The following is a 23963-nucleotide window of genomic DNA, read 5'->3' as shown; positions in this document are numbered from 1 at the left end:
TCCGCCAGCAGCACAGCGTCCTCATCCTCAATGCTCTCAAGAAAAGGCTCGACGAAATCGCACCAAAGGTTTTGCCTGACAGCAAGCTCTTGCGGCCCGTGGCAAAGATTCTGATGTCGCGCTCCAGAAGATTATTGTCGATCGGCATCCTGCCATCTTCGGTGTAGCGCGTCAGATAATCCCATTGATTCAGGGTGTAGGACACGGCCTCAGCGCTCCGATGAGGCCGATATCGACGATCTCCTACCCTTCAACTTCACCAAAGCCACAGCAGCCTGACCTGACGCAACGCTTTCGTCTGAAAGCGATCCGTAGTCGCAGGGTCGCAGGGGACGTCAACGTGCGTGGAAACGAGCGCTTAGTGCGGCTGCGAAGCCGATGAAAGATAGTTGATGAAAGTTCAATACGGAGAAGAAGTGGCGAATCACTCTGACCCCGAGTCATGCGGGGCACATCGCGAGGTGTGCGTCGAAGCGTTGACAGGGGAAACCGGCAGGCCGGCCATTGAGCCGCGAAATGTTCACTTCGGGATGCCGACGCTGTTAAGCGAAGCGGCAGGCAACACGGTACATGGCGTCAATCGCAAGCCATGCCCCGATCCCGCGCGGTCGGAGACCCTGTGCATGTCGGGAAGTCTTTCATACGGAAGCAGCGAGATCTCATCAGTGTCCAGTGCAAATGGACTGGATGGGACTGGGAAGGTCGTTGACCACAATCCAGTCATCGACGCTGATGAGAAGTCGGATACGCCCATAGTACCGGAGAAGTTGCCGAACAAGGGAGATCATCCTGCGGAGGCAATGGAGGGAAGGGGTGTAATCGGAAGGAATGTCGTCGAAACCCCAGCGTACCGGACACAGAGCCGGATCAAACACGCTTCGATGGGTATCGAGGGCGTACGGGAAGCCGCCAAACGGGACCCGAAGTTGCGTCTCACGGCGCTGATGCATCACATCACCCCGGCGCTATTGGTGGAGAGCTTCCATGCTCTTCGCAAGCAAGCGGCGAGCGGTGTGGACGGCGTGACGTGGTACGACTATGAGAAGATACTCGAAGGGCGCGTGCACGAATTGCACCGGAAGATTCAGTCCGGTGCGTATCGCACACAGCCGTCCCGACGGGTCTACATTCCGAAGAATGACGGAAGGCTCCGTCCACTCGGCATTGCAGCGTTGGAAGAAAAAGTCGTGCAGATGGCCGTGTCCACGGTTTTGAACGCGATCTATGAACAGGACTTCCTCGGCTTCTCATACGGGTTCCGGCAAGGAAGGGGACAGCACGACGCGCTGGACGCCTTGTGGGTTGGGATCGACAAGCGGAAAATCAACTGGATACTGGATGCGGATATTCGCTCGTTTTACGATGAAATCGATCACGAGTGGACGCTTCGTTTCCTGAGACATCGAGTAGGTGACCGCCGGCTGATCCGCCTGATCCACAAATGGCTGAAAGCGGGCACGATTGAGGACGGCCGCCGCGTAGCATCAACGCGAGGAACTCCTCAAGGCTCTGTAATTAGCCCCGTGCTATCGAATATCTACCTGCATTACGCATTGGATTTATGGGTCCAGCAATGGCGTACTCGAAATGCTAAAGGCGACGTGATCATTGTACGTTATGCCGACGACAGCGTGATCGGATTCCGGTACGAAGGAGAGGCGCAGCGCTTCCTGCAAGCAATGCGGGAGCGTCTCGCTCATTTTGGTTTGCAACTGCACTCGGATAAGACGCGGCTGATACGCTTTGGGCGGTATGCTGTGCAACAATGCCGGGAACGTGGTACCCGCAAGCCAGAGACTTTCGACTTTCTGGGATTCACACATTGCTGCGGCAGGCGGCGCAATGATGGGGGCTTCAAGATTGTCCGTGTGACGATGAAGAAGCGCATGCGCACGACGCTGACGACCATTCGGGAAACGCTAATGCGGCGACGCCATGAACCGGTGGCAGCAGTAGGTCGGTGGCTACGGCAAGTGTTACAGGGGTATCTGAACTACCATGCGGTACCTGACAATCTGCGAAGATTGAGAGGTTTCCTATGGGAGGTCGGGCGAGCCTGGCGACACGCATTAATGCGTCGAAGCCAGCGCAGCCGCATGTCTTGGGCTCGTTTCCAAAGACTGCTTCGCAAATACTTACCACCGTGCCGCTTGGTGCATCCGCATCCAGATGCTCGACTCACCGTCACAACATCCGATGGGAGCCGTATGCGGTAGTGCCGCACGTACGAATCTGGCCGGGGGGCGATGGGTAACCATCGTCCCTACCGGGACCATTTCATCTTCATTTTTGTGTCCCGCTGGTCGGTTCTTTTTTGTGACGCTGCCAAAACCTTGCTCAGGGTCGCGCCTAATTCTGAGCTCCTTCCTTGTCTGCTCCGGAAAAGGACCTCTGGGTTTCTTTCCTCTCTCAGTCCTAACAAGCATCAGGTGCGCGATTTCACGAATCTTTATGGTGTCACGCGGAAATTGCGCACGTACGGCACGATTTCGACGCAATCTACTAAGCGTTGATCTCGAATATCTCTTGGCTGGTCTTATGGATGATTTCAGCGCCATCATTCGTGACGAGAATGTTGTAACCAAAGCTCATCGTGACGCCATTGTACTGCGCAATTGATGGCTCCAAGGAAACGACCATTCCTGGTTCGAACATTTCCTCATTACCTATCAAAATGTCAGGACGCGCGGCAAAGGTCGGCGGATACGAGAGACCCATTCCGAAGCCAGCACGGGCAGGGATGTAATCAGAATATCGATCCCTAATTTCGCGGCTGAGGCGATCAACCTCTCCGATCGGTGCGCCGGGTTTGATTAACTCGAAAGGGCGCCAAAAGGAATCTTCGACAATTTTCCTCAGATCCCACATTCTGGCGGGCGCTTTCCCTGCGATCACCGTCCGACAAAGGTTGCTGTTATATCGATTTTTCGAACCGGTGAATTCGATCAGGACAGGATCGTGTGCTTCGATCAGCTTTGTAGTTGGAACCGCGTGAAAGATCCCACTCCTATAGCCGGACCCGATGATGAAGGGGAGGGTGGGATATTCAGAACCCGCGTCAGACATTCTTGCTTGAACGGCCCCTAACACGGCAGCCTCAGTCACGCCTGGTCGGAGCGTTTCCACAAGCGCCTCGAAACCAAGGTCCGCATAGTGAGCCGCCAAGCGCATGTACGCGACTTCAGCGGAAGACTTGATTGTCCGAAGTCTTAGCACATCCTCAGTCACGTCAAAGAACTCAACCTCTGGCATCGCGTCGAGAAGCGCTTGATAGACCGCTGGCTTGAGGTACCAGCTACCCATCTCCAATCCAACGCGTGCTCCACGCGGCAAGCCATAGCGTTTGAGCATATCCACGGCAACTTGGGTGGGATCGTCTCCGTGCTTCCAGATCACCATATTGTCGATCCAGCACTGCATTTGAGCGAGTACCATCTCGCATTTGTGGGTAAGCAATGCCGGTTCCGCATCCCCAACTTTGAAAATGATCATCTGTTGAAAGTATGTGCCGAGCGGGTCAAAGCCTGTGAAATAGTTTAGACTCTCGGGGCTAGAGCCGACGAAGAGGTCGATATTTCGCTTTACGAGCATGGTTTCAAGGCGCGCAGTTCGCTGCCTGTACTCCGAGACGTCAAACGCATATGTTTGTGCTGTCTTGTCTACTTTATTGAAGCCGTTAGCGTATTCCACCTTAACTACTACCTTTCCATTAGAATCGTCATGCCACCTGAGAGAGAGCTAGGCAGAAGGTTGCTGAGGCGGCGAGAGTCGCCCTAAGCACTTCTCGAAAACACGGCAAATATTTAAGAGGCGGCGATCTGTGTACCGGGCGCCAACTACTTGAAGTCCAACTGGTAGTCCTTTCGCATCCAGTCCCGAGGGGAGAGAAGCCGCGGGCTGCTGAGTCAGATTGAATGGGTAAGTAAATGGCGTCCAAGCTGCCCATTGCTTCATAGACGGATCTGGCACAATGCGGCCGACCGGGAACGGCGAAATTGGCATGGTTGGCGTGAGCAGACATTCAAATTCTTGGTGGAATGCCGCCATCTGTGCCGCCAATTGACTTCTAGACGTCTCGGCCGCCTCATACTCCGCCAGAGTAATCCGGAGGCCCCGCTCCGCCATCTCACGGAAGCCGGGCTCGAGAAACTCAACTTGTCGATCCTCAAGGGACCGCAGAATCCGGGCCGCCCCGGCACACCACAGTACCTCGATAACCTCTATTGGGTCCGGAAAGCCGGGATCTACCTCAGTGACGATGGCTCCAAGCGCGCGCGCTTGATCCACGGCGGCATCAGTGACACGGCGGATGTCATCTTCGACATCGACATGTCCTAAGTCGGCACTATAAGCGATCCGACACCCCTCCAGCGTATCGACGTCAACCGCAACTGCGCTTAGATAATCCGGTCCGCAAAATCCGTCACGTGGATCTCGGCCGCTGATGACCGTCATCATGAGCTCGGCGTCGGAAACTGTTCGCGTCATGGGACCTAGGTGCGAAAGCGTCCTCATCGCGCTCTCAGGCCACTGTGCGACGTAGCCAAAGGTCGGCTTAAAACCAAAGGTGCCCGTGAAGCTGGCTGGAATCCGAATGGATCCGCCGGCATCGCTTCCCTGATGCAGCATACCGAGATTCAATGCTGCGGCTACACCAGCACCGCCCGACGAACCGCCAGGCGTAAGTTCTTGGTTCCAAGGATTCCTCGTAACACCGAAGAGAGGGCTGTCGGTGACCCCCTTCCAGCCAAATTCCGGAGATGTTGTTTTTCCAATGAGGATGGCGCCAGCTTCGCGAAGACGAGCGGAAACGGGCGCGTCAATGTCCCACGGCCCCGTGGCCACAGTCGTTGCCGATCCTCGGCGTGTCGGCATGCCGATAGTCAGAGTTAAATCTTTTATCGTGGCTGGAATGCCATCAAGAGCACCTGCCGGTGTGCCCTTAAACCAACGCTCTTCAGCAAGACGTGCGGCTTCAAGCGCTCCCTCATGATCTACCCAGCAAAAAGCGATGAGGGTTGGATTGACCGAGTCGATTCGCCTCAAGCAATCGTTTACAACTTCCAAGGGCGAGAGGCGCCGTCGGCGGAAGAGCTCAATCGTCTCACAAGCGCTAAGATCAGCGATAATGCTTGACGGTTCGTGAAACAATTTTTCCTCCCTATCATCTGACGGTTGTCAAATACCGCACCGTTACGATAGGACGGGCAAAATGAACGGGTCAAACGCAATGTCTTCGCCATCTTGACAAAGGAGTTTTGTCAAACACCCTAGCGCCTCATTCGAAATGATCTACCGGGCTACCAGTACTGTCTTGGAACTGCGTGGCCAAACACCTAGCTATGCGTTCATGGCGTCGGGCTATTAGTTAAGACAAACACGACCTTTCGGCCGAAGCGCATTAGGACGCATTCGTTCGCATACTTTTTGGAAGGTAGTCTATGGCAACGTATCCGCCAATCCAGGCGCTCCGCGCGCTTGACTGTTTCGTAAAGACCGAATCCATTCAAAAAACGGCGGAAGAGCTGAACCTCACTAGAAGTGCTGTTTCTTACCAACTTCGGCAGCTCGAGGAGCGGTTGAAGTTCCGCCTTTTCGAGCGCGAGAACAACATGCTAACTCTTACGCCTCAAGGTTTAGCGTACGCGTTGGATGTACGCCGAGCCTTAAGTACTCTCACAACCGCCGCCACTCGAAATGCCAGCCATGGTTTGCAAGGAACCCTGACAGTTTCCTGCACACCTGGATTCGGGGGAGGGTGGCTTTCAGGTTGTATAGGCCGCTTTTTAGATCTGCAGCCGGACCTCCGGATCAACATCAAGACACCGAAAACTCTTTCAGATGTCAGTGACGAGGAAGCTGATCTTTTCATCAGCTACGGCGACGGACGGTGGGCGGAAATGGACGTGGTTGAGCTTATGGAGGTCCGGGTAACGCCCGTCTGCAGTCCAGTCCTGTTGAACAAGCACGCGATTACACATCCCTCTGATTTGCGAAGAGTCCATTTATTCGATGTGAACGATCAACAGCATGATTGGGAGCATTGGCTTTCGGCTGCTGGTGAAGGCTCGTTATTAGCCTACGCGCGGCTTAAATTCTCCGACTGGTACCTTTCCTATTCCGCGGCGCTTTACGGACAAGGCGTCGCCTTGGGTGATGCGTTTACATGCCGCGCAGCTCTTGAGCAGGGTCTGCTTGTGCAGCCGTTTGAACTGACCGTAAAGTCGCAAAGCGCCTATTACCTCGTCATGCCTCCTGCGAGAGGACATCCGCGGGCTGTCGGTGCTTTCAGTACCTGGCTGCAAAGTGAGTTATCTGGGAATACTTAAGCTCGGCTAGAATGAGCATGTCTGCTAGTCCAACGGACGTCAGCACGCAACGCCCAATTACTTTGCCCGTAGCTATCGCCAGGGATTGCGGTCGAAAAAACCCTACGAAATAATTTTCGGAAAGCTGCAAGTCACGACTGATTAGAACATCGCGTTACCGTGCTAACGCGCGCCCGTTCGTGCCAGCCGAAATCGGCGCGATGAAAACGTGCAGAATGCGCAGCATATCTGCAGGAGTCCTGCGTCTGGACGTCAAAAAACGCGACGAAACGAAGACAACGCCACGCTAAGCTCACTCATAAGTGAAGGTTCGAAGGCGTCCACGATCTCTAAGCCTCTCTCGGGACGACGACGACCTGCGAACCCATGTTCGGCGGAGCAGGGTCTCGTTATTGAAAGGAAAAAAAGTGACCATTAACATCGAAGATATCAGTGAAAAGGACCGCAACAGCGTCCTGCATCCTTTCACGCAGCTCAAGGATTTTGCCAGTGGCAAGCTTGGAGAGCCGACAATCGTCGAGACCGGGAAGGGCATCCGGATCCAGGATGCTCGTGGCAACCAGTTGATCGATGGTTTTGCCGGCCTCTATTGCGTCAATGTCGGTTATGGTCGCACCGAGGTCGCCGAGGCGATCTCGCGCCAGGCTTATCGCCTGGCCTACTACCATTCCTACGCTGCGCACACGACCGACGAACTCGCAATTCTCTCCGATCGACTCGTGAAGATGGCGCCTGGCAAGATGAGCAAGGTCTTCTACGGCATGTCCGGCTCGGACGCTAACGAGACCCAAGCCAAGCTCGTCTGGTACTATAACAACCTGCGTGGCAAGCCGACGAAGAAGAAGATCATTTCACGCGAACGCGGCTATCACGGCTGCAGCGTTGTTTCCGGCTCGATGACCGGTATGAGCTTCTATCACGACCATATGGACCTGCCACTGTCGCAGATCGTCCATACCGGCGTGCCACATCACTACTGGGGTGCAAATCCGGGCGAAACCGAGCGGGAATTCTCCGCCCGCCGCGCCGTCGAACTCGACCAGTTGATTGAGCGCCTCGGTCCCGACAATATCGGCGCTTTCATCGCAGAGCCGGTGCTCGGCACGGGCGGCATCACGCCGCCGCCGGAAGGTTATTGGGAAGCAATCCAGGCGGTGCTCAAGAAGCACGACGTCCTGCTGATCGCTGACGAAGTCATCACCGGCTTCGGCCGTACCGGCTCGATGTTCGGCTCGCACCACTACGGCATCGAACCCGACCTGATCACCGTCGCCAAGGGCCTGACCTCGGCCTATTTCCCGCTCTCCGCCTCGATCGTCGGCGAAAAGGTCTACAAAGTGATGGAGGAGGGGGCTGACCAAGTCGGCGCCTTCTCTCACGGCTACACCTATTCCGGCCACCCGATCGGCGCGGCGGCCGCCAACGCTGTTCTCGACATCGTCGAGAAGGAAAACCTTCCTGGCAACGCCCGCGACGTAGGCGCCTATTTCCAGGCCCAGCTCAAGGAAAAGTTCGCACAGCTGCCAATCGTCGGCGAGGTGCGTGGCGTTGGCCTGATGGGCGCCATCGAGTTCGTCGGCGACCGCGAGAACAAGAAGCGCTTCGATGCCTCGCTGAAGGTCGGTGCTCGCGTCTCCAAGGCTGCCCGTGACCGTGGCCTGATTGCCCGCGCCATGCCGCATGGCGACATCCTTGGCTTTGCCCCGCCGCTCGTCACCACCAAGGCGGAAGTCGACGAGATCGTCTCCATCGCCGAGAAGGCGGTTCGCTCCGTGATGGACGACCTCGTTCGCGACGGTCAGAAGATCTGACGGAAGGCGGTCGGCAGGTTCCGGCCGCACTCAATCGCATCCATCGAATTGAGAACAGGGAGGGATTTCTCCTTGCCCTGACCTAGAAACTCAGCCGTCGCGCAGATGGCGCATCATCACAAGAGGAAGCCGGCCAATGACCGCTGCCAAACTTCACACCACGACTAGCTTGGCGCCGATCACTGTCCATAGCCCCTATGACGGGTCTATCCTGGGGACGGTTGACGCCACAGATGCGCGCGAAATCGGCGAATTCCTGGCCCGCGCCCGTCGCGGGGCCGAGATTTCCAGCAAGCTGCCAAGACACAAGCGCGCGAGCATACTCGAAGAGGCTGCTCAAATCATAGACAGCCGTCGCCAGGCGTATGCCGAAACGATCGTTCGCGAAGCCGGAAAAACGATTGTTCAGGCGCGCAAGGAAGTGCTTCGTTGCGTCAACACATTGAAGCTGTCCGCCGAGGAGGCAAAGCGGAACGCCGGCGAGATCGTGCCCTTCGATGCCTATATGGGATCAGAACAGCGCCAAGGCTGGTTCACGCGCGAGCCGCTCGGCATCATCACCGCCATCACCCCATACAATGACCCACTGAACCTTGTGGCGCACAAGCTTGGCCCGGCGATCGCTGGCGGTAACGCGGTGTTGCTGAAACCGTCGAACCTCACTCCGTTCTCGACAATCAACCTTGTCGACGTGCTGGTGGAAGCGGGCTTGCCACCGGAGATCATTACCGTCATTCACGGTGATAGAGAAACCGTGACAGCTCTGGTTGCTGCACGGGACGTCCGCATGGTGTCCTTTACCGGTGGTTTCGCCACGGGAGAAGCTATCACTCGCAAAGCTGGCCTGAAAAAGGTGGCGATGGAACTTGGCGGCAATGCGCCGGTCATCGTGATGAACGACTGCGACTTCGATAAGGCGGTTGAAGGGTGTGTGTCTGGCGCCTTTTGGGCCGCCGGACAGAATTGCATCGGCGCCCAGCGTGTTCTTGTGCAGGCCGAGCTTTATGAGCGCTTTCGCGACGCCTTTGTCGCGGCCACGAAAAAGCTCAAGGCTGGCGATCCGTTGCGTGAGGATACGGATGTTGGCCCGATGATCTCGAAGGAGGTGGCCGAACGCACAGAAGCCGCCGTCAATGACGCGATCTCTTCGGGTGCGAAATTGCTGTGCGGTCACAAGCGCGAGGGATCTCTCTATCAACCGACGGTACTGGAAGGCACGCCGACCATCTGCCGCCTATGGCACGAGGAAGTGTTCGCTCCTGTCGTGATGCTTGCACCATTCGCGACGCTCGATGAAGCCATTGAGATGGCCAATGAACCGGAATACAGCCTGCACGCTGGCATCTTCACCAGCAACCTGTCCGTTGCACTTGAGGCGGCAAGCAGAATCGAGGCCGGTGGAGTGATGATCAACGACTCTTCTGATTACCGCTTCGACGCCATGCCGTTCGGCGGCTCCAAATACGGCTCCATGGGCAGGGAAGGCGTGCGCTTTGCCTATGAAGAGATGACCCAGCCGAAGGTCGTTTGCATCAATCGTGGGTGACCATTCGCCAACCGTCTTGCTCCCATTTGCTTCCCTCGGGCTTGACGATTTTTCAAAAGCGTAGACGTATGAGGCGGTTGCAGCGCGTCTCACGCGACCGACCAACACGCGGTCGCTGGAGCGTGCATACAGCACCGGCGATCGCCGTTCCGGAGGCGGAGGCGTTTTGACTGCGTATTCCGATGAAGCCAGCCACCGATTCCGATTTGAAGCCGGCCATTTCTCGTGCTGATCCTGGGTCTCGTTGATGTTTGGATCGGGTTTTGTTTCTGGTCAAGCGTGCGGTGTTTCAGGCGCTATTGGCAAACGCTGTTTTCGCATGTTCTCGCGAGTGAGATCGATGCGATAGCCATTGTTAACAAGGCGGTCTAGGATGGCATCGGCGAGAGTTGGATTTGCTATGTTTCCCACCAGCGATCCAAGGGCACCTGACTGGTGACGATCGTTGATCGACGCTCGTAGCGGTCATCGATGATCTCGAGAAGATCACGCCGCTAATTTGAGCTTTTCTGGTGCGTCATCGAGTAATGTTGTGCCCCACATTACTCGATGAACTGGCCTACGCCACCAAGGACCACGCCGAAACCAGCGTTGTCACGCCGCATATCGGTCACTCCGCAGGCCAGATAAACCCGCACATTCCCCGAAGGCCCGATCATGCCGCCTCCACGCAAGCGACCAATGACGATAGCAGCTCGAGATCCATGTCAGCTGCGATTCTGAGAATGCGGCCATTCCTTAGAACGATCTCAACGTCCTTGGCCTTGACCGAAGACCACTCCTCCTGGAACCGTCGGCAGGGCTGTCCAACGTCCCGATAACGGAAGCCGGGATGAACGATGACGTCTCCGCAGCTTCCAGCTTGGGCGGCGAGAACTTCTCTCGCCAAGCGTATATCTGTTGCGGAGAACGTCGTGGCGGCGTCGCTACAACCGAAACGCTGCCATCCGTGCCGAACGCTTCTTGCAATATCGAAAGCTTCAGCTCTATGGACCATCGACGTTGTCGCTAGGCACCCCTTAGGATCTCAATCTTGGCCATTCATACCTTGTTACGTCGCAAATGAATCATCTGTGACGTAACCTGCACCGTTTAAGCCCTTCAACAAAACCGGCTCACCGGACGCTCACGACCTTGCCGTCTTCGCCGACGCTTCAAAGCGCGTCATCGTGGCTTCCAGCTCCGCGACTGCTTGCGCAGGGTGGTGGAAAGTCGACAGCGTTGGCGCGTCACCAGTCGATGACCTGTGGACTGCAATAGTGGCTGTCGGCCCGGATCAGAGTAGGTGTTGGGCCAATTGGTCCCGATCGCCCGTACCAGTCGGCGCAGGAGAGCGCGGATCTCGACGCTATTGGGGCGCCTGGCCGGTCGCAGGACCGCACCGACGAACCGGCCATCGCCATCGAACACGACAATCGGCTGGCTATACGCAGGTTCTCAAGGTCTCAATTGTATCCGATACTGGCCAACGGAGTTACACTTCTTGATGCTCTTCAAAAGCAGTATTTCCGCGTGCTTCCCAACCTGCGCGCAGCTTTTGTACCTAAATTCGCAACGTCTAAGAGGCGTTCCTGCCGCCCGATACTATTTTGTGCGTACCCACGGGTCTTGTTCAGCGAAGCTTCGGCATCGGATCCTTTCTGTGCGCGACCACCGCGATTCGCGCAGGTTGCACTTGTGTCACAGAAGCTAGGTTCGCGTCTCGCGTTGCCAGCCAGGGTTTTGAACATGCGTGTTTAGACGTTGCTGGAGACGCCAGTTTTCGAATGATGCGATTGGCGTTTGGCTGGCACGGGAAAACGGAAAAATAACTTCCCTAAGCCAGCAAACTGAAAGAAAAGACACGCGTTACCGGACAGACCTTCAGACCGGATTGAGAAATGCAGTCATCATTAGTGCCCGGCTGTATCCTATGCTCACAATCAAAAACATCAACCCAGGAGTATGCTCCGCCATGGCGACTTGTGTCGAAGTGTTCTTCCCCATCGGCCTCATTCCTCGCTCATCAGAAACTCGACACGAGGCCGATGAAATTCCGGCGGCGTAGTCTTAGCGCCGCCGGAATGATGATCCTATTGCGCTAATAGCCCAGATCTAGGCGGACCTCTCTATTCATCGGTTGCCCAGCCAAGAATTCGGCGAGGTTCTCCGTACCCCACTGGATATTGCGCTGAAGCACGTCATCCGCATTCGCCGCCTGATCGTTGGACAGTGTCACGTTGGGAAGCCTGTGAATTCCGAGCCGTGAACCCCAGCCGATGGGAAAAGTTTGTCCATAGTTATACTGCCACCAAACGTCGGTTGCAAAACCGCGCAACTGCCCTGATGTGAGAGCTTCATAAAGAGCCTTCTCCTGAACTAACATACCGCGTGAAACATTGATGAGAAATGCTGATCGCTTCATCGCCGCGAGCTCTTTTGCTCCGATGAAGCCGTGGGTTTCCTTCGTATCCGGTGTCGCCAAGACAACGTAATCGCACTTTGGAAGCACCTCGTGCAACTGATCAATGCCGTAGATGGTATCGACGCAATTAACTGCTTGCCCGTCCCTGGACCGACGGACACCGAGAACCTCCATCTCGAAACCCTTTGCGTGTTTCGCAATTCGTCCGCCGATATTCCCGATCCCAATTACCCCGATAGTACGCCCATGCAGCATTGCAGATCGGTGCTCATCTGCGTAAAGAGGGAACAAAAACCGACCTTCTTCCGTCGCCTGGTGCTTGAGGAGCGTCTTTTTGGCGAGAGCTAGAACAAACATCATCGCCTGCTCCGCTACCGCCACTGCGTTCGCACCGCGAATATTCGCAAGCTTGACACCGCGTTTTTTGAAAAGATCAAGTGCACCCATAAGGCCGAGGTCGTCGACCCCCGAATGTAACCAGGAAAACATCTTGAGTTTCTCGCAGATTTGAAGGATTCCATCCGGAACACTGAAGGCGAGAACTGCATCAGCATCGGGCGCTAAGTGCGCAACGTCAGCATAATCGCAGTCAAATCGAGAGAGGTAATTTCCTTCTGGAGCTACGACTTCCGTACCGGCAGGCAGTCTAGCCCTGATGGAGTTTTTCTCTTCTTCCGTCGCGTACCACAGGCATAGAACTTTCATCGACCGACTGCTCCTTATTTCAACGTCGTTTTAAGGTGATGTGAGGCAGCTTTCGCGCTCTGCGTCCAAGCATAAAGTGAAAGAGAAGCCACTTTTATGCATTCAACACGCAGTGCACGCTGAATACCTGCGTTATTAGAGGGAGAGGCAGGCGAAATCCTTACTAAGCGCGAATTTCCCCGCACCTTTTGCTCTTGAGTACGCTGAGGCATGAGAAGCTATGCGGGAAAGCGGCGAGGTGGCACCATCGTCGTGCGATCAACCCGAAGGATAGCCTACCATGTCCAAAGTCGAAGATCTCAGCCGATCAGTTAATGTTTTAGATCAAGCGCGCACTGTGCTCATCGTTATAGAGATGAGTCAGAATAGCTGGCTGGTGGCCGGAATGCTTCCCGGCATACAGCGGCACCCCCTCAAGAAACTCGATCCCGATCCGAATGCTTTGCTCGACCTAATCACGCGTTGGCGATCGGAGGCTGAGGCTTCTGGGATACCGATGGACCCGGTCGCGCTGGCCTTCGAGGCTGGGCGAGATGGCTTCTGGCTGGCCCGGTGGCTGGAGACGCAAGGCATAGAGGCTCACGTCATCCATTCGACCAGCGTCGCCGTGAACCGTGAACATCGACGGGCGAAAACCGACAGGCTAGACACGGCCATGCTGATGCGCGTGTTCCTCGGCTGGCTGCGTGGCGAGCGTGGCCACTGCGGTATGGTGGCGATCCCATCACTGGCGGAAGAGGATGCCAAGCGGCCGAGCCGCGAGCGGGAGAACCTGGTCAGCGAGAAAACGCGGATAGTCAATCGCATGAAAGGGGCGCTGGCTCGGCTCGGCATCCGTGGCTTCAAGCCCGAGCTTCGCCGGGCGCCGAAGAAATTGCCGGACCTGCGCACTCCGGAAGGACAGCCGCGCGACATAGCTCGGCTTTCAATGCTGCGCGATCAAATCACGACGATTGAAAAAGCCAGAATTGCCCAGCTTGAGCAGGCGCCTGCTTCGGAGCATAACGCAATGGTTGTACTATTGGCGCGCGTGATTGGTGTCGGGATTGAGACAGCCGACATGCTGGTCCACGAGGTTCTTAGCCGCAACCTCAGAGACCGGCGGGCGGTGGCGCGTTAACGCCGGTCTGACAGGCTCCCCCGACGAGAGCGGATCGAAACGACGCGAGAAGGGGCTGGCCAAAGCAGGCAATGCCCGGGTGCGACGCGGGCTGATACAATTGGCTTGGCGCTTCCTGAGATTCCAAGAAAATAGTGAATTAACGCAATGGTACCAGGCACGAGCGGCACAAGGTGCCCGCAAAACGACGATGATCGTTGCGCTCGCGCGCAAGTTGCTCATCGCGCTCTGGCGATTGGTTACCGTCGGCGAAATCCCGACGGGCGTCACATTGCGCCCGATCAATTGAACACACTGCAGGGCGCTTGACGGATCAACCGCCGTAAAGAGCCGCGTGTACGAGGTGGCGGTGTCCCGATGGACACCATGGCGTAATTTGCCGTCATGAGAATGGGCCCGCCGCCTCGGGGCCTTGCTGCCGAAGCCAACGACTGCTTCATGGTACGGGTCTTTTGCAGACCCACCGAATACAAGGTTGCGGCGCAATGCAATGCGCCCAAAGGCAGGCTCCCCTCGAATTTGATGCTCGCGGATCAACGCACGGGCAGTAACCAACCGTTCTGTGATAACGATCCTAACCGCTTTGCCGCGAAATCGGTGCCAAGGCCCCTTGACAACGAAATCCCCATACAAGGTGTCCACCAAAATAGGTGGACACCAAATCATGGAAGAAGATGAGCAAAAACTGCGTGTGAGGCTTGTGGGTTGTGACGGACGACGTCGATATGACCCAGCTTCGGTAGACCGCCTTGTCGCAGCCTGCGTTGAGCCAGGCGTCCCGGTATCGCGGCTTGCGCTTGAACATGGGATCAACGTCAACCTGCTTCGGAAATGGATAAAGAAGGCAAAGGAGGTCCGTCCTCTGCCGCCGTCTTCAACATCGGCGTTTGTTCCGGTTCAGGTCAGCACCGATCGCAGCCTGCCAATACAAAGCAGCGCGTTGGATAGGCCTGCCACGCGTGGTGAAGACCGACGACCGCAATCGGAGAGGATCGACCGGTTGTCCTCTCCAGCCAAGGTGAGTGCGTCACTGCCGAACGGTGTAAGTCTGACGCTGTAATGCGGTGATGTCGACGCGTTGGCAGCAATAATCGGAGCGCTGGGTCGTGTTCAGACTGGGCGCTGATATCAAGGTCTACCTGCATCGCGAACCGATCGACTTTCGGGCTGGCATTAACAGTCTTGCGGTTCTGGTCCAGGAGACGATGGCACTCGATCCGTTTGCTCCTGCGGTTTTTGCCTTCTGCAATCGCCATCGCGACCGGATGAAGCTGTTGTTCTTCGACCGATCGGGCTTTGTGCTAATCCTGAAGCGACTGTTGCCGCCATTGCGACCGCACCGGGATCAACACGCCTGTCATGACCGCGCCAATGCCGGCGCAGCCCTTGCCGGGCAGCATCGCCACGGCCTCGACGCTGGCCTTCGCGCTCGTCCACAGATACGTCGATGGCACACCGCTCTACCGTCTGGCGCAGACCTTCGAATGCGCCGGCGTTCCTATCAGCAGAGGCACTTTGGGCCACTGGGTGATCAGCTCAAGCGAGAAGCACCTGCATCGCATCTATGACGCGCTGAAACTGCGGCTCAGATCACAGCCTCTCATCCATGGCGACGAGACGACGGTCCAGGTGCTGAAGGAAGAGAACAGGGAGGCCACCAGCACATCGTTTATGTGGGCCTATCGGAGCGGCGAGGACAGTGACCAGCCGATCGTGCTGCTCGATTATCAACCAGGTCGTGGCCAGATACCCGCAAGCCTTCCTCGGCGATTACCGCGGGATCTTGATGAGCGATGGCTACACCGCTTGGCGCACACTGGAGGGTGCAACCCATATTGGATGCATGGCCCATTCCAGACGGCGCTTTGTCGATGCCCTCAAAGCCAGAAAGACCGCCCGAGCAGGCTCTCCGGTTCTTCGAACAGCTCTATCGGGTTGAAAGGCAAGTGCGTGATCAAAAGTCTGACGACGGTGAGGCACAGGCCGACTGCATTCGTCGCTTCCGCCAGCAACACAGCATACCCGTCCTGAACGCCCTCAAGGAATGGCTCGACGACATCGCACCAAAGGTTTTGCCGGACAGCAAGCTCGGCGATGCCGTGTCCTATACCCTGAACCAGTGGGATTATCTGACGCGCTACACCGAAGATGGCAGGATGCCGATCGACAATAATCTTCTGGAGCGCGACATCAGAATCTTTGCCACGGGCCGCAAGAGTTGGTTGTTCAGCGATACCGTCGACGGAGCCAAGGCCAGCGCCCTCATCTACAGCCTGATGTTGACCTGCCGCGCCTGTGGCGTCGAGCCATTAGCCTGGTTGCGCCACGTCCTCACCGAGCTGCCTCAGCGCTCCGACGAGGCCGATATCGACGATCTCCCACCCTTCAACTTCACCAAAGCCACAGCAGCCTGACCTGACGCAACGCTTTCGTCTGAAAGCGATCCGTAGTCGCAGGGGACGTCAACGTGCGTGGAAACGATGCAGATTCCGAGGCAAGCCGCCCCCGCATTCCGAAATCATTCCGCCCCCCAATTCCGAGAATTAACCGCCCCCTTGTTCCGAGATGATGCCGCCCCCTGATTGGGGTGTTTGTCGGGGTGTTCTGCTGGTGAGACGTTCGTCCTTTCAGTTGCCTGAGAGGAAGGAACGGGATGCCAGCGGAGAGACTAAAGATGCGGCGTGTCCGCGAGATACTGAGACATCGATTTGAGGAAGGCCTTGGCCACAAGTCGATTGCGGTGCGCGTTGGTGCGGCCCCCTCGACCGTGCGCGAGACATTGCGCCGTTTGCAGCGTACCGGACTTTCCTGGCCGTTGGGCGACGATGTCAGCGATGCGATGTTGGAAACGGCTCTCTACAAGGCTGCAGGCACGAAGACCGGACACCGTCGCAGCGCTGAGCCGGATTGGGCTCTTGTTCACCGCGAGCTGAAGCGCAAGCATGTGACGCTGCAGATCCTCTGGGACGAGTATATCGACCTTCATCCCGAGGGATTCGCTACAGTCGTTACTGTGATTTGTATCGCGGCTGGACGCTGAAGCTGCCGGTGACTATGCGCCAGAACCATGCGGCTGGCGAAAAGCTGTTCGTCGACTATGCTGGCGACACGGTGACGGTGGTCATTGACAGATTGACGGGAAAGACGCGGCAAGCTCATTTGTTTGTCGCCGTGCTCGGGGCGTCAAGCCTGTCATTTGCACATGCCCGCTGGAGCGAGACGCTTCCCGACTGGATTGAGTGCCACCTGCTTGCGCTGGAGGCCCTCGGCGGGGCACCAGCGCTGCTGGTTCCCGACAACGCCAAGGTGGCCGTCATCAAGGCCTGCCATTTTGATCCGCAAGTCAATCGCACCTATGCCGGGATGGCGGCTCACTACGGAAGCGCTGTTCTTCCGACGCGACCGCGCCGGCCACGGGACAAGGCGAAGGTGGAGGCGGCTGTTCGTATTGTCGAGCGCTGGCTGCTGGGCCGGCTACGCCACCGCGTCTTTTACAGCCTTGCCGATGTGAATGCGGCGATTGCCGAATTGCTCGCTGATCTCAACGACAGGCGTGTCCTGCGTCGCGTCGGGCGCACGCGACGGCAATTGTTCGAAGAACTGGATTATCCTGCCCTGCGTCCGCTGCCTGTGGAACGATACGTCTTTGCCGAATGGAAGATACGCCGGGCTGGTCTCGATTATCATGTCGATATCGACAAGCACTATTACTCGGTGCCCTACCGCTTTGCGCGTGAGCAGGTCGAGGCCCGCATCACCGCCAATACCATTGAGATCTTCCACAAAGGTGAGCGGATTGCCGCCCACAGGCGTTCGAGTGGCAATGGCAAGCACACGACAACGCCCGAGCATATGCCATCCTCCCATCGTCGCTTTGCCGACTGGACGATCGAACGTATCAGCCCGCGAAGCCTCCGCAATCGGCTCAGACGTTGCATTGCTCTGCGAGCGCATCCTCGCCGATCGACCGCATCCCGAACAAGGCTACAGAGCCTGTCTGGGCATTATCCGCCTCGTCAAAGCGTTTGAGCGCGAGAGGGCCAATGCGGCCTGCGGCCGGGCATTGGAAATCGGCGCTCGAACCTATGGATCGGTGCGCTCCATTCTCGACAACAATCTCGACCGACCGTCGGCGTCATCAGGCACAGCATCATCTGAACCGATCAACCACTCCAACATCCGCGGTCCCCGCTATTACCACTAAGGAGACGACATATGCTTGCACATCCCACCCTTGATAAATTGAACGCCATGGGCCTGACCGGCATGGCCAAAGCGTTCAACGAACTGATCAGCAACGGCGAGAGCGAACAACTCTCCCATGCCGAATGGCTCGGGCTTCTGCTCGAACGAGAATGGAGCTCGCGCCACGATCGCAAGCTTGCCGCACGCCTGCGGTTTGCCAAGCTTCGCCATCATGCTGTGCCTGAGGATGTCGATTACCGCAGTGACCGCGGTCTCGATCGAGCGCTGTTCATGAAGCTGATCGGCGGCGACTGGATCGATGCCCACGACAACCTCGCGATTTGCGGGCCGTCCGGCGTCGGCAAAAGCTGGTTGGCCTGTGCACTTGGGCACAAGGCCTGCCGCGATGATCGCTCGGTTCTCTATCAGCGCGTGCCACGGCTGTTTGCCAATCTTGCTCTCGCTCACGGCGATGGCCGCTATGCAAGGCTGCAGCGAACCCTCGGCCACGTCCAGCTCTTGATCCTCGATGATTGGGGCCTGGAACCCCTCAATGAGCAGGCACGCCACGACCTCCTGGAGATCCTCGAAGATCGCTACGGACGTCGCTCGACAATCATTACCAGCCAGCTTCCGGTATCAGCCTGGCACGAGATCATCGGCAACCCAACCTACGCCGATGCCATCCTCGATCGCCTCGTTCATAACGCCCATCGCATCGACCTATCCGGCGAAAGCTTGCGGCGAAATCAGCGCCGGAAATCTTGACTCGTTACACGAATGAACTGACAACAATCACAGCCAGCAGGACCCCAGCCTCAAGGGGGCGAGATCATCCCGGAATCCGGGGGCGCAATCATCTCGGAACAAAGGGGCGGCTTCATCGGAATCGGCATGGAAACGAGCGCTTACCCTTATACTGACGCGAGCCACAGCGTCGTCGGAGCAGCTGTGAAGAGATCCGTCGAATTTCTGGTACTTCCGCGCGCGACTGCGGCATATGCCGGGATTCCCTTAAAATGAAAGGATTGGCTCCGGCTCACTGTGCAACAAGTTATGGAGAACGCTCAAACCTCGCTGGAGTTCTTCTTGGCTTGTCGATCCCACTGAGACTCTTACCGCTGCGCTGCTTTCTGATATCGCAAATGCGGCGCCTCGCGCCACTGCCACCCCTTGCCTTCGAGCATGCGAAACAAATTCGTCTTCAGGAAATCTCTCACCTAGCGGGAGCCAAATATGCAAACTGTATGGATTTGAACAATAAGAGATGCCTTTGAAGATATTAGCAACGAGTTGGTGACGTTCGACAAGTGCAGCGCGCTGCCAACGAATAAGCTCTAAACTCGTGCCATCCTCAACCCATCGCGCCGCGATTTCGGCGATCAAGGGTGTCGCAGTCCAATTGGTCACGAGTTGGCGATTCTCAACGGCCGGCAAAAGACGCTCCGGCGCGACAAGATAACCAGTCCGTAGTCCGGGCATTATAGGTTTCGTGAAGCTGGTAATGTATATAGTCCGCTCAGGTGCTAGGGCATGGAAAGTTGGCGGTTTATGCTCGACAAGTGGCCCCAGAGCGTCATCTTCGATGATATGCAGGTCGTACTTGCGGGCGATGTTCACGATGTCAAGACGCCGCTGCTCGCTCATTACAAAAGTCGTCGGCCCAAGAGCATTTGGCATCATGAAAAGCGCTCGAATCGAATTCTGTTGGCAGGCATTTTCAAGCGCTTCAGGTATGATTCCATTGCTGTCTATCGCCACTCCCTGCACCTTTACGCCGAGATAGGATGCCAGCGGCATCATGACATGCAATCCTGTTGCTTCGGTCGCGATGGTTGATCCGGGTTGGCACGCTGTCATGAACGCAACTGTCAGCGCTGGCGTACCTCCATTCGTTAGATGAACCGTTCTTTCGTCAGTCTGCACTCCACAGAGCTCCAGCCATTCCGTTGCAATGGAGCGGTGCCGGGCAAACATGGCGCTTGGACGAGAACCGAGCACAGCGCTTGCTGGTAGGTCTACAGCCAACTTGCTGAGTGCAGACTTCATACGCTCGAGGTGCAAGTTGTCGGAGACCGGTTTCAAAATTGATAAGTCAACAAGTCCGGTAGTGCGCTCTGGAACGTAGGGTGTGACAGCATCAGCGTTTGCATTTTGGTTTTTGATGAACGTCCCGCGACCCGTTTCTCCCACAGCAAGGCCCCGACGAGTAAGTTCTTCATAAGCCCTCGACACAGTGGGAAGCGAGACGCCAAGCTTATCAGCAAGTTGCCTCTGTGGAGGCAACTGCATGCCAGATTTGAGCGCGCCCGAGGAGATCGCTCCCGCAATCTGGTCAGCAATCGACTGGAAGTAAGGCTGTGTAAGGCGATCTTTGGAAGGCGTCCACATTGTCATGGTTTATCAAGCTCCGCCGCAATTTCTCATAATCCGCCACTCCAATGGGTGGAAACATAACGTTATGGATAACGCATCTGCAAGGCCGAGGGAAATGAATTTATATTGTTCTTGTACAATTTGGTCAATTGACAGGCCTTCACTGAATTGTCATGTTCGTTTGGGCAGTCGATAAGTCGCCACTGCCTAGGACAGGCTCGCGCCTCCGCCACTGCGCTTATCCAACCGAGCGCAGCATCAACGACGGAGCCCGACGTCTGAACACGAAGTAGGATCAATCGACGTCTTACGAGGATGCGGTGATCCACAGAACAAAGGAAAGGGAACAGCAATGGCACCAAATAGCATCAGTCAGACATCGCTTGTCGGCTCTCGCCGCTTGCGCGTTGCGCTTGCCGCAATTTTCGCCTTGACCGCTGGAAACGCAGCGATCGCGGAAGACTTGGACGTGAACCAGGAGATTTCTATCGCCATCGGCGGCGAGCCGCCCTATACCGAGCTTAAGCCCGATGGAACTCTTAGCGGCGCTGGACCCGACATCGATCGCGCAGCCCTTGAGCTTTCCGGATTGAAAAACTTCAAAGGTGAACTGATTCAGTACGGCGCTATGATCCCGGCCGTCCAGGCCAAGCGCGTAAGGATTCTGTCCGCGGGCTCTCTCAACATTCGGCCTGAGCGTTGCGCCGTCGTTGATTTCGCAGAGCCGGCAATCTGCACATCACAAGCGTTCTTGATCCGCTCGGATATGAATGGCAAATTCAAAAGCTACAAGGAATTTGCGGCGTTAGGGCTAAAGTTGGCAGCGGGTGCTGGCACTTTGCAAGCGAAAGATGCGCTTGCAGCAGGCGTTAAGAAGGAGAACTTGGTAGCGTACCCCGACAATGCCAGCGCGGTAAAGATGCTGCAAGACAAGCGCGTAGACGCCGTCGCTCTCAACGACGCTGGGGTCCTGGATATGCAGCAAAGATCTGGTGACAAGTCTTTGCAAGTGGTCATGCCCATTGCGGATACGCCCGTCGACTGTGCAGCCGCAGCTTTCAATAAGGATGATACAGCCCTTCGCGAAGCCTACAATTCAGGCCTCAAGAAGCTCAAGGAAAGCGGCGAGTTCGAGCAGATCATGACGAAGTATGGTCTTCAATCGAATTATAAGCTTCTGGCTAGTGCCAAGTCAGCGGCAGAAATGTGCAAACCCTAATAGCAATCAAGGCCCGGCAGTAAATGCTGCTGGGCTTCGATATACAAGAATAGGAGACCACGGTGATGGGATTGCACGTTGCACCGACCGGGCCGGAATGCGCGCCAATTATTGAATTTCGAAACGTCGAGAAACGCTACGGACCTATCACGGTCCTAGACCAACTCTCCTTTTCGGTGAAGCCCGGCGAGCATTTGGCTCTGATTGGCCCATCCGGATCCGGAAAAACGACGATCCTCAGAATGCTGATGACGTTGGAGTCTGTTTCGGGCGGCGACGTTATCGTCAATGGCGTAAGTCTGAATCGTGAACACAAGAACGGTCGCGAAGTGCCTTCATCGGAGGCGCATCTCCGTAAGATGCGAGCCGATTTCGGAATGGTGTTCCAGCACTTTAACCTCTTTCCGCACAAGACTGCGCTGCAAAATGTTGCGCTCGCGCCGGTATTAACCGGGCGCCTGTCGAAGGCGGTAGCCAAAGAGCGAGCGCTGCAGTTGCTGGAGAAAGTAGGACTCGCCGACAAGGCGGCGGAGTATCCGTCGAGACTTTCGGGCGGCCAGAAGCAACGGGTTGCGATCGCGCGCGCCCTTGCATTGCAGCCGAAGATTTTATTGCTTGACGAGATTACGTCTGCGCTCGACCCGGAGTTGGTCGAGGAAGTTCTGACTGTCATTTCCAATCTTCGCGATGAGACAGACATGACGATGCTTCTGGTGACGCACGAGATGGGCTTCGCCAAGGACTTTGCTGACCGAGTTTTGTTCTTCGAGCGCGGCAAGATCGTTGAAGAGGGTCCGCCCACAGAAATTTTTCAGTCGCCTCACCACGAGCGAACGAAGAGTTTTCTTCGCAAAGTAATCGCCGCAGGACACCGCGTTTAGGCGGTCATTGTCAAGCGGAGAAAGGTGAACAAATGCAAAATTTCGAATCCGCGATGGGCTTTGGCTGGTTCATTTTGAGCGGAGCCTGGGCCACTCTGCAGTTAACGGTCTTCAGCTGCATTATAGCGCTGATCCTGGCGATGCTAGCAGGTATCGGCCTTACCACTCGAAGCATTTTCGTCCGCTTCTTTGTTCGTACATATGTAGAGATTTTCCGTGGCACCTCAGTGTTCGTTCAACTGTTTGCGGCCTTTTTTGTTCTCCCATTTGTCGGCATTTCCCTGACGCCGATTCAGTCCGGTGTACTGGCACTCGGTCTGAATGGAGGAGCATATGGCGCTGAAGTCGTGCGCGCGGCGATCAATGCCGTTGGCCGCGACCAACGAGAGGCGACGATTGCGTTGAATCTTACGCGATGGCAGGCACTTTGGTGGGTTGTCCTTCCGCAAGCGGTTGTTTTGATGCTGCCGAGTTTTGGAAATCTCGCGATCGAGATCATGAAAGGAACCGCTGTGGCTTCACTGATAACAGTATCGGAGCTGACCTTTCAGGCGCAGACGGTTCGAGCTCAGACAGGGGACACGGCGATGCCCTTCCTGCTCATAATGGTCACGTACCTTCTGATTGCGTCCGTGTTGACGAGCTTCGTTCACTTGCTCGAGAAGCGCTTCGGCCGCGGCATCGTTGATGTGAAAGTGTGAGGTCAGTCATGGATTGGAGTTGGGAATTCGCCGCCGAAATCACGCCAGCCCTGCTTCAGGGCCTAACTGTAACAGTTCAGATCACGTTGATCTCATCTGTTGTCGCCTTGGTGATTGGGCTGTTCTTCGCTATCGCGAAGATGTCATCGGTGACCGCCGTTCGCCGTCTCGCGATCATTTTAACCGAGGCAATCAGAAGAACACCGTTGTTGGTGCAACTTTACTTCCTTTTTTACGTCCTTCCTGACGTCGGGCTTGTCTTGTCTCCTCTGGTCGCTGGCGTGATCGGTCTAGGCCTGCACTACAGCACGTACATCTCTGAAGTGTACCGCGCAGGGATCATAAACGTGCCGGCGGGACAATGGGAGGCTTCGAAGGCCTGCAACCTGACGACGAGGCAGACATGGACCCAAATCGTACTGCCCCAGGCCATTCCGCCGATGATCCCACCCTTGGGAAACTACGTCATCGCAATGTTCAAGGAAACTCCGATTTTATCGGCGATTACAGTTCTCGACCTCATGGGCGAAGCGCTGGCCCAAGCCAACTTCAGCTATCGCTATCTTGAACCCATCACTCTGGTCGCCACCGGCTTCTTAGTCGTTAGCCTTTGCTCCGCGGCGATTATCAAACTCCTAGAAAACCATCTGAACCTTCGTGCTGCGTGAGCAGCAGAATTAGAGGAC

Annotated in this window: 13 protein-coding genes and 9 pseudogenes; 14 read left to right on the top strand and 8 right to left on the bottom strand. The window is 56.3% G+C overall.

Translation table 11 applies throughout. The annotated features are described in order from the left end of the window. Positions 1-75: 75 nt before the first annotated feature. Positions 76-211: pseudogene (locus ACZ9DP_RS13235) on the bottom strand (IS66 family transposase); the annotation flags it as partial. 181 nt (positions 212-392) lie between these two features. Between ACZ9DP_RS13235 and ltrA the strand changes: the two are divergent. Then, the gene (ltrA, locus tag ACZ9DP_RS13230) at positions 393-2216 is read left to right on the top strand and encodes a group II intron reverse transcriptase/maturase (protein ID WP_476202335.1); all 1824 of its coding nucleotides are present in this window, start codon (positions 393-395) and stop codon (positions 2214-2216) included. Positions 2217-2502: 286 nt separating this feature from the next. On the opposite strand, the gene ACZ9DP_RS13225 is transcribed toward ltrA, so the two are convergent. Both ACZ9DP_RS13225 and ACZ9DP_RS13220 read right to left on the bottom strand, forming a co-directional pair. Further along, positions 2503-3690: a M24 family metallopeptidase gene (locus tag ACZ9DP_RS13225; protein WP_476202334.1), complete on the bottom strand. Its 1188-nt coding sequence runs from the start codon at positions 3688-3690 to the stop codon at positions 2503-2505. Positions 3691-3738: 48 nt separating this feature from the next. Then, the gene (locus tag ACZ9DP_RS13220) at positions 3739-5151 is read right to left on the bottom strand and encodes an amidase (RefSeq protein WP_476202332.1); all 1413 of its coding nucleotides are present in this window, start codon (positions 5149-5151) and stop codon (positions 3739-3741) included. 290 nt (positions 5152-5441) lie between these two features. On the opposite strand from ACZ9DP_RS13220, the gene ACZ9DP_RS13215 reads away from it, so the two are divergent. The 3 genes from ACZ9DP_RS13215 to ACZ9DP_RS13205 all read left to right on the top strand — a co-directional run bounded on the left by ACZ9DP_RS13215 (position 5442) and on the right by ACZ9DP_RS13205 (position 9686). After that, positions 5442-6329, top strand: a complete 888-nt coding sequence (locus ACZ9DP_RS13215; protein WP_476202330.1) for a LysR substrate-binding domain-containing protein — start codon at positions 5442-5444, stop codon at positions 6327-6329. A gap of 407 nt (positions 6330-6736) precedes the next feature. After that, a complete protein-coding gene (locus tag ACZ9DP_RS13210) occupies positions 6737-8140 on the top strand; it encodes an aminotransferase (RefSeq protein ID WP_476202329.1) in 1404 nt (467 codons plus the stop codon). A 136-nt stretch (positions 8141-8276) separates the two neighbouring features. After that, the gene (locus tag ACZ9DP_RS13205) at positions 8277-9686 is read left to right on the top strand and encodes an aldehyde dehydrogenase family protein (protein WP_476202328.1); all 1410 of its coding nucleotides are present in this window, start codon (positions 8277-8279) and stop codon (positions 9684-9686) included. Between the two features lie 273 nt (positions 9687-9959). Here ACZ9DP_RS13205 and ACZ9DP_RS13200 read toward each other — a convergent pair. The 4 genes and pseudogenes from ACZ9DP_RS13200 to ACZ9DP_RS13185 form a co-directional block, all read right to left on the bottom strand. Further along, positions 9960-10180: pseudogene (locus tag ACZ9DP_RS13200) on the bottom strand (ATP-binding protein); the annotation flags it as partial. Between the two features lie 244 nt (positions 10181-10424). Continuing rightward, positions 10425-10682 (bottom strand): annotated as a pseudogene (locus ACZ9DP_RS13195) (transposase); the annotation flags it as partial. A gap of 236 nt (positions 10683-10918) precedes the next feature. Continuing rightward, a pseudogene (locus tag ACZ9DP_RS13190) lies at positions 10919-11108 on the bottom strand (transposase); the annotation flags it as partial. 658 nt (positions 11109-11766) lie between these two features. Then, the gene (locus tag ACZ9DP_RS13185; RefSeq protein WP_476202327.1) at positions 11767-12795 is read right to left on the bottom strand and encodes an NAD(P)-dependent oxidoreductase; all 1029 of its coding nucleotides are present in this window, start codon (positions 12793-12795) and stop codon (positions 11767-11769) included. 280 nt (positions 12796-13075) lie between these two features. Here ACZ9DP_RS13185 and ACZ9DP_RS13180 point away from each other — a divergent pair. The 6 genes and pseudogenes from ACZ9DP_RS13180 (at position 13076) to istB (ending at position 18868) form a co-directional block, all read left to right on the top strand. Beyond that, a pseudogene (locus tag ACZ9DP_RS13180) lies at positions 13076-14204 on the top strand (IS110 family RNA-guided transposase). A 375-nt stretch (positions 14205-14579) separates the two neighbouring features. Next, positions 14580-15041: pseudogene (tnpA, locus tag ACZ9DP_RS13175) on the top strand (IS66-like element accessory protein TnpA). Then, positions 15022-15174, top strand: a pseudogene (gene tnpB / locus ACZ9DP_RS13170) (IS66 family insertion sequence element accessory protein TnpB); the annotation flags it as partial. The pseudogenes tnpA and tnpB, both read left to right, overlap by 20 nt. A 61-nt stretch (positions 15175-15235) precedes the next feature. After that, positions 15236-16329: pseudogene (tnpC, locus tag ACZ9DP_RS13165) on the top strand (IS66 family transposase); the annotation flags it as partial. Positions 16330-16589: 260 nt separating this feature from the next. After that, a pseudogene (gene istA / locus ACZ9DP_RS13160) lies at positions 16590-18119 on the top strand (IS21 family transposase). An 11-nt stretch (positions 18120-18130) separates the two neighbouring features. Next, positions 18131-18868 carry an IS21-like element ISRel16 family helper ATPase IstB gene (gene istB / locus ACZ9DP_RS13155; RefSeq protein ID WP_114710568.1) on the top strand — a complete coding sequence of 246 codons (738 nt, stop codon included), beginning with the start codon at positions 18131-18133 and terminating at the stop codon, positions 18866-18868. Between the two features lie 246 nt (positions 18869-19114). Here istB and ehuR read toward each other — a convergent pair whose 3' ends face one another. Continuing rightward, positions 19115-20497, bottom strand: a complete 1383-nt coding sequence (gene ehuR / locus ACZ9DP_RS13150; protein WP_476202325.1) for a MocR-like ectoine utilization transcription factor EhuR — start codon at positions 20495-20497, stop codon at positions 19115-19117. A gap of 379 nt (positions 20498-20876) precedes the next feature. On the opposite strand from ehuR, the gene ehuB reads away from it, so the two are divergent. The 4 genes from ehuB to ehuD all read left to right on the top strand — a co-directional run bounded on the left by ehuB (position 20877) and on the right by ehuD (position 23945). Then, entirely contained in the window at positions 20877-21695 is an 819-nt protein-coding gene (gene ehuB / locus ACZ9DP_RS13145) for an ectoine/hydroxyectoine ABC transporter substrate-binding protein EhuB (RefSeq protein WP_476202323.1), read from the top strand. Between the two features lie 65 nt (positions 21696-21760). Beyond that, a complete protein-coding gene (ehuA, locus tag ACZ9DP_RS13140; RefSeq protein WP_476202321.1) occupies positions 21761-22576 on the top strand; it encodes an ectoine/hydroxyectoine ABC transporter ATP-binding protein EhuA in 816 nt (271 codons plus the stop codon). A gap of 32 nt (positions 22577-22608) precedes the next feature. After that, positions 22609-23277 (top strand): ectoine/hydroxyectoine ABC transporter permease subunit EhuC, encoded by a 669-nt coding sequence (gene ehuC, locus ACZ9DP_RS13135; RefSeq protein WP_476202319.1) that lies wholly within the window; start codon positions 22609-22611, stop codon positions 23275-23277. Positions 23278-23285: 8 nt separating this feature from the next. After that, entirely contained in the window at positions 23286-23945 is a 660-nt protein-coding gene (ehuD, locus tag ACZ9DP_RS13130) for an ectoine/hydroxyectoine ABC transporter permease subunit EhuD (RefSeq protein ID WP_476202318.1), read from the top strand. The last annotated feature ends 18 nt before the right edge of the window (positions 23946-23963 follow it).

The sequence above is a fragment of the Rhizobium sp. USDA 4016 genome, from assembly GCF_056279705.1.
This window is presented reverse-complemented; position numbering and strand designations above follow the sequence as displayed.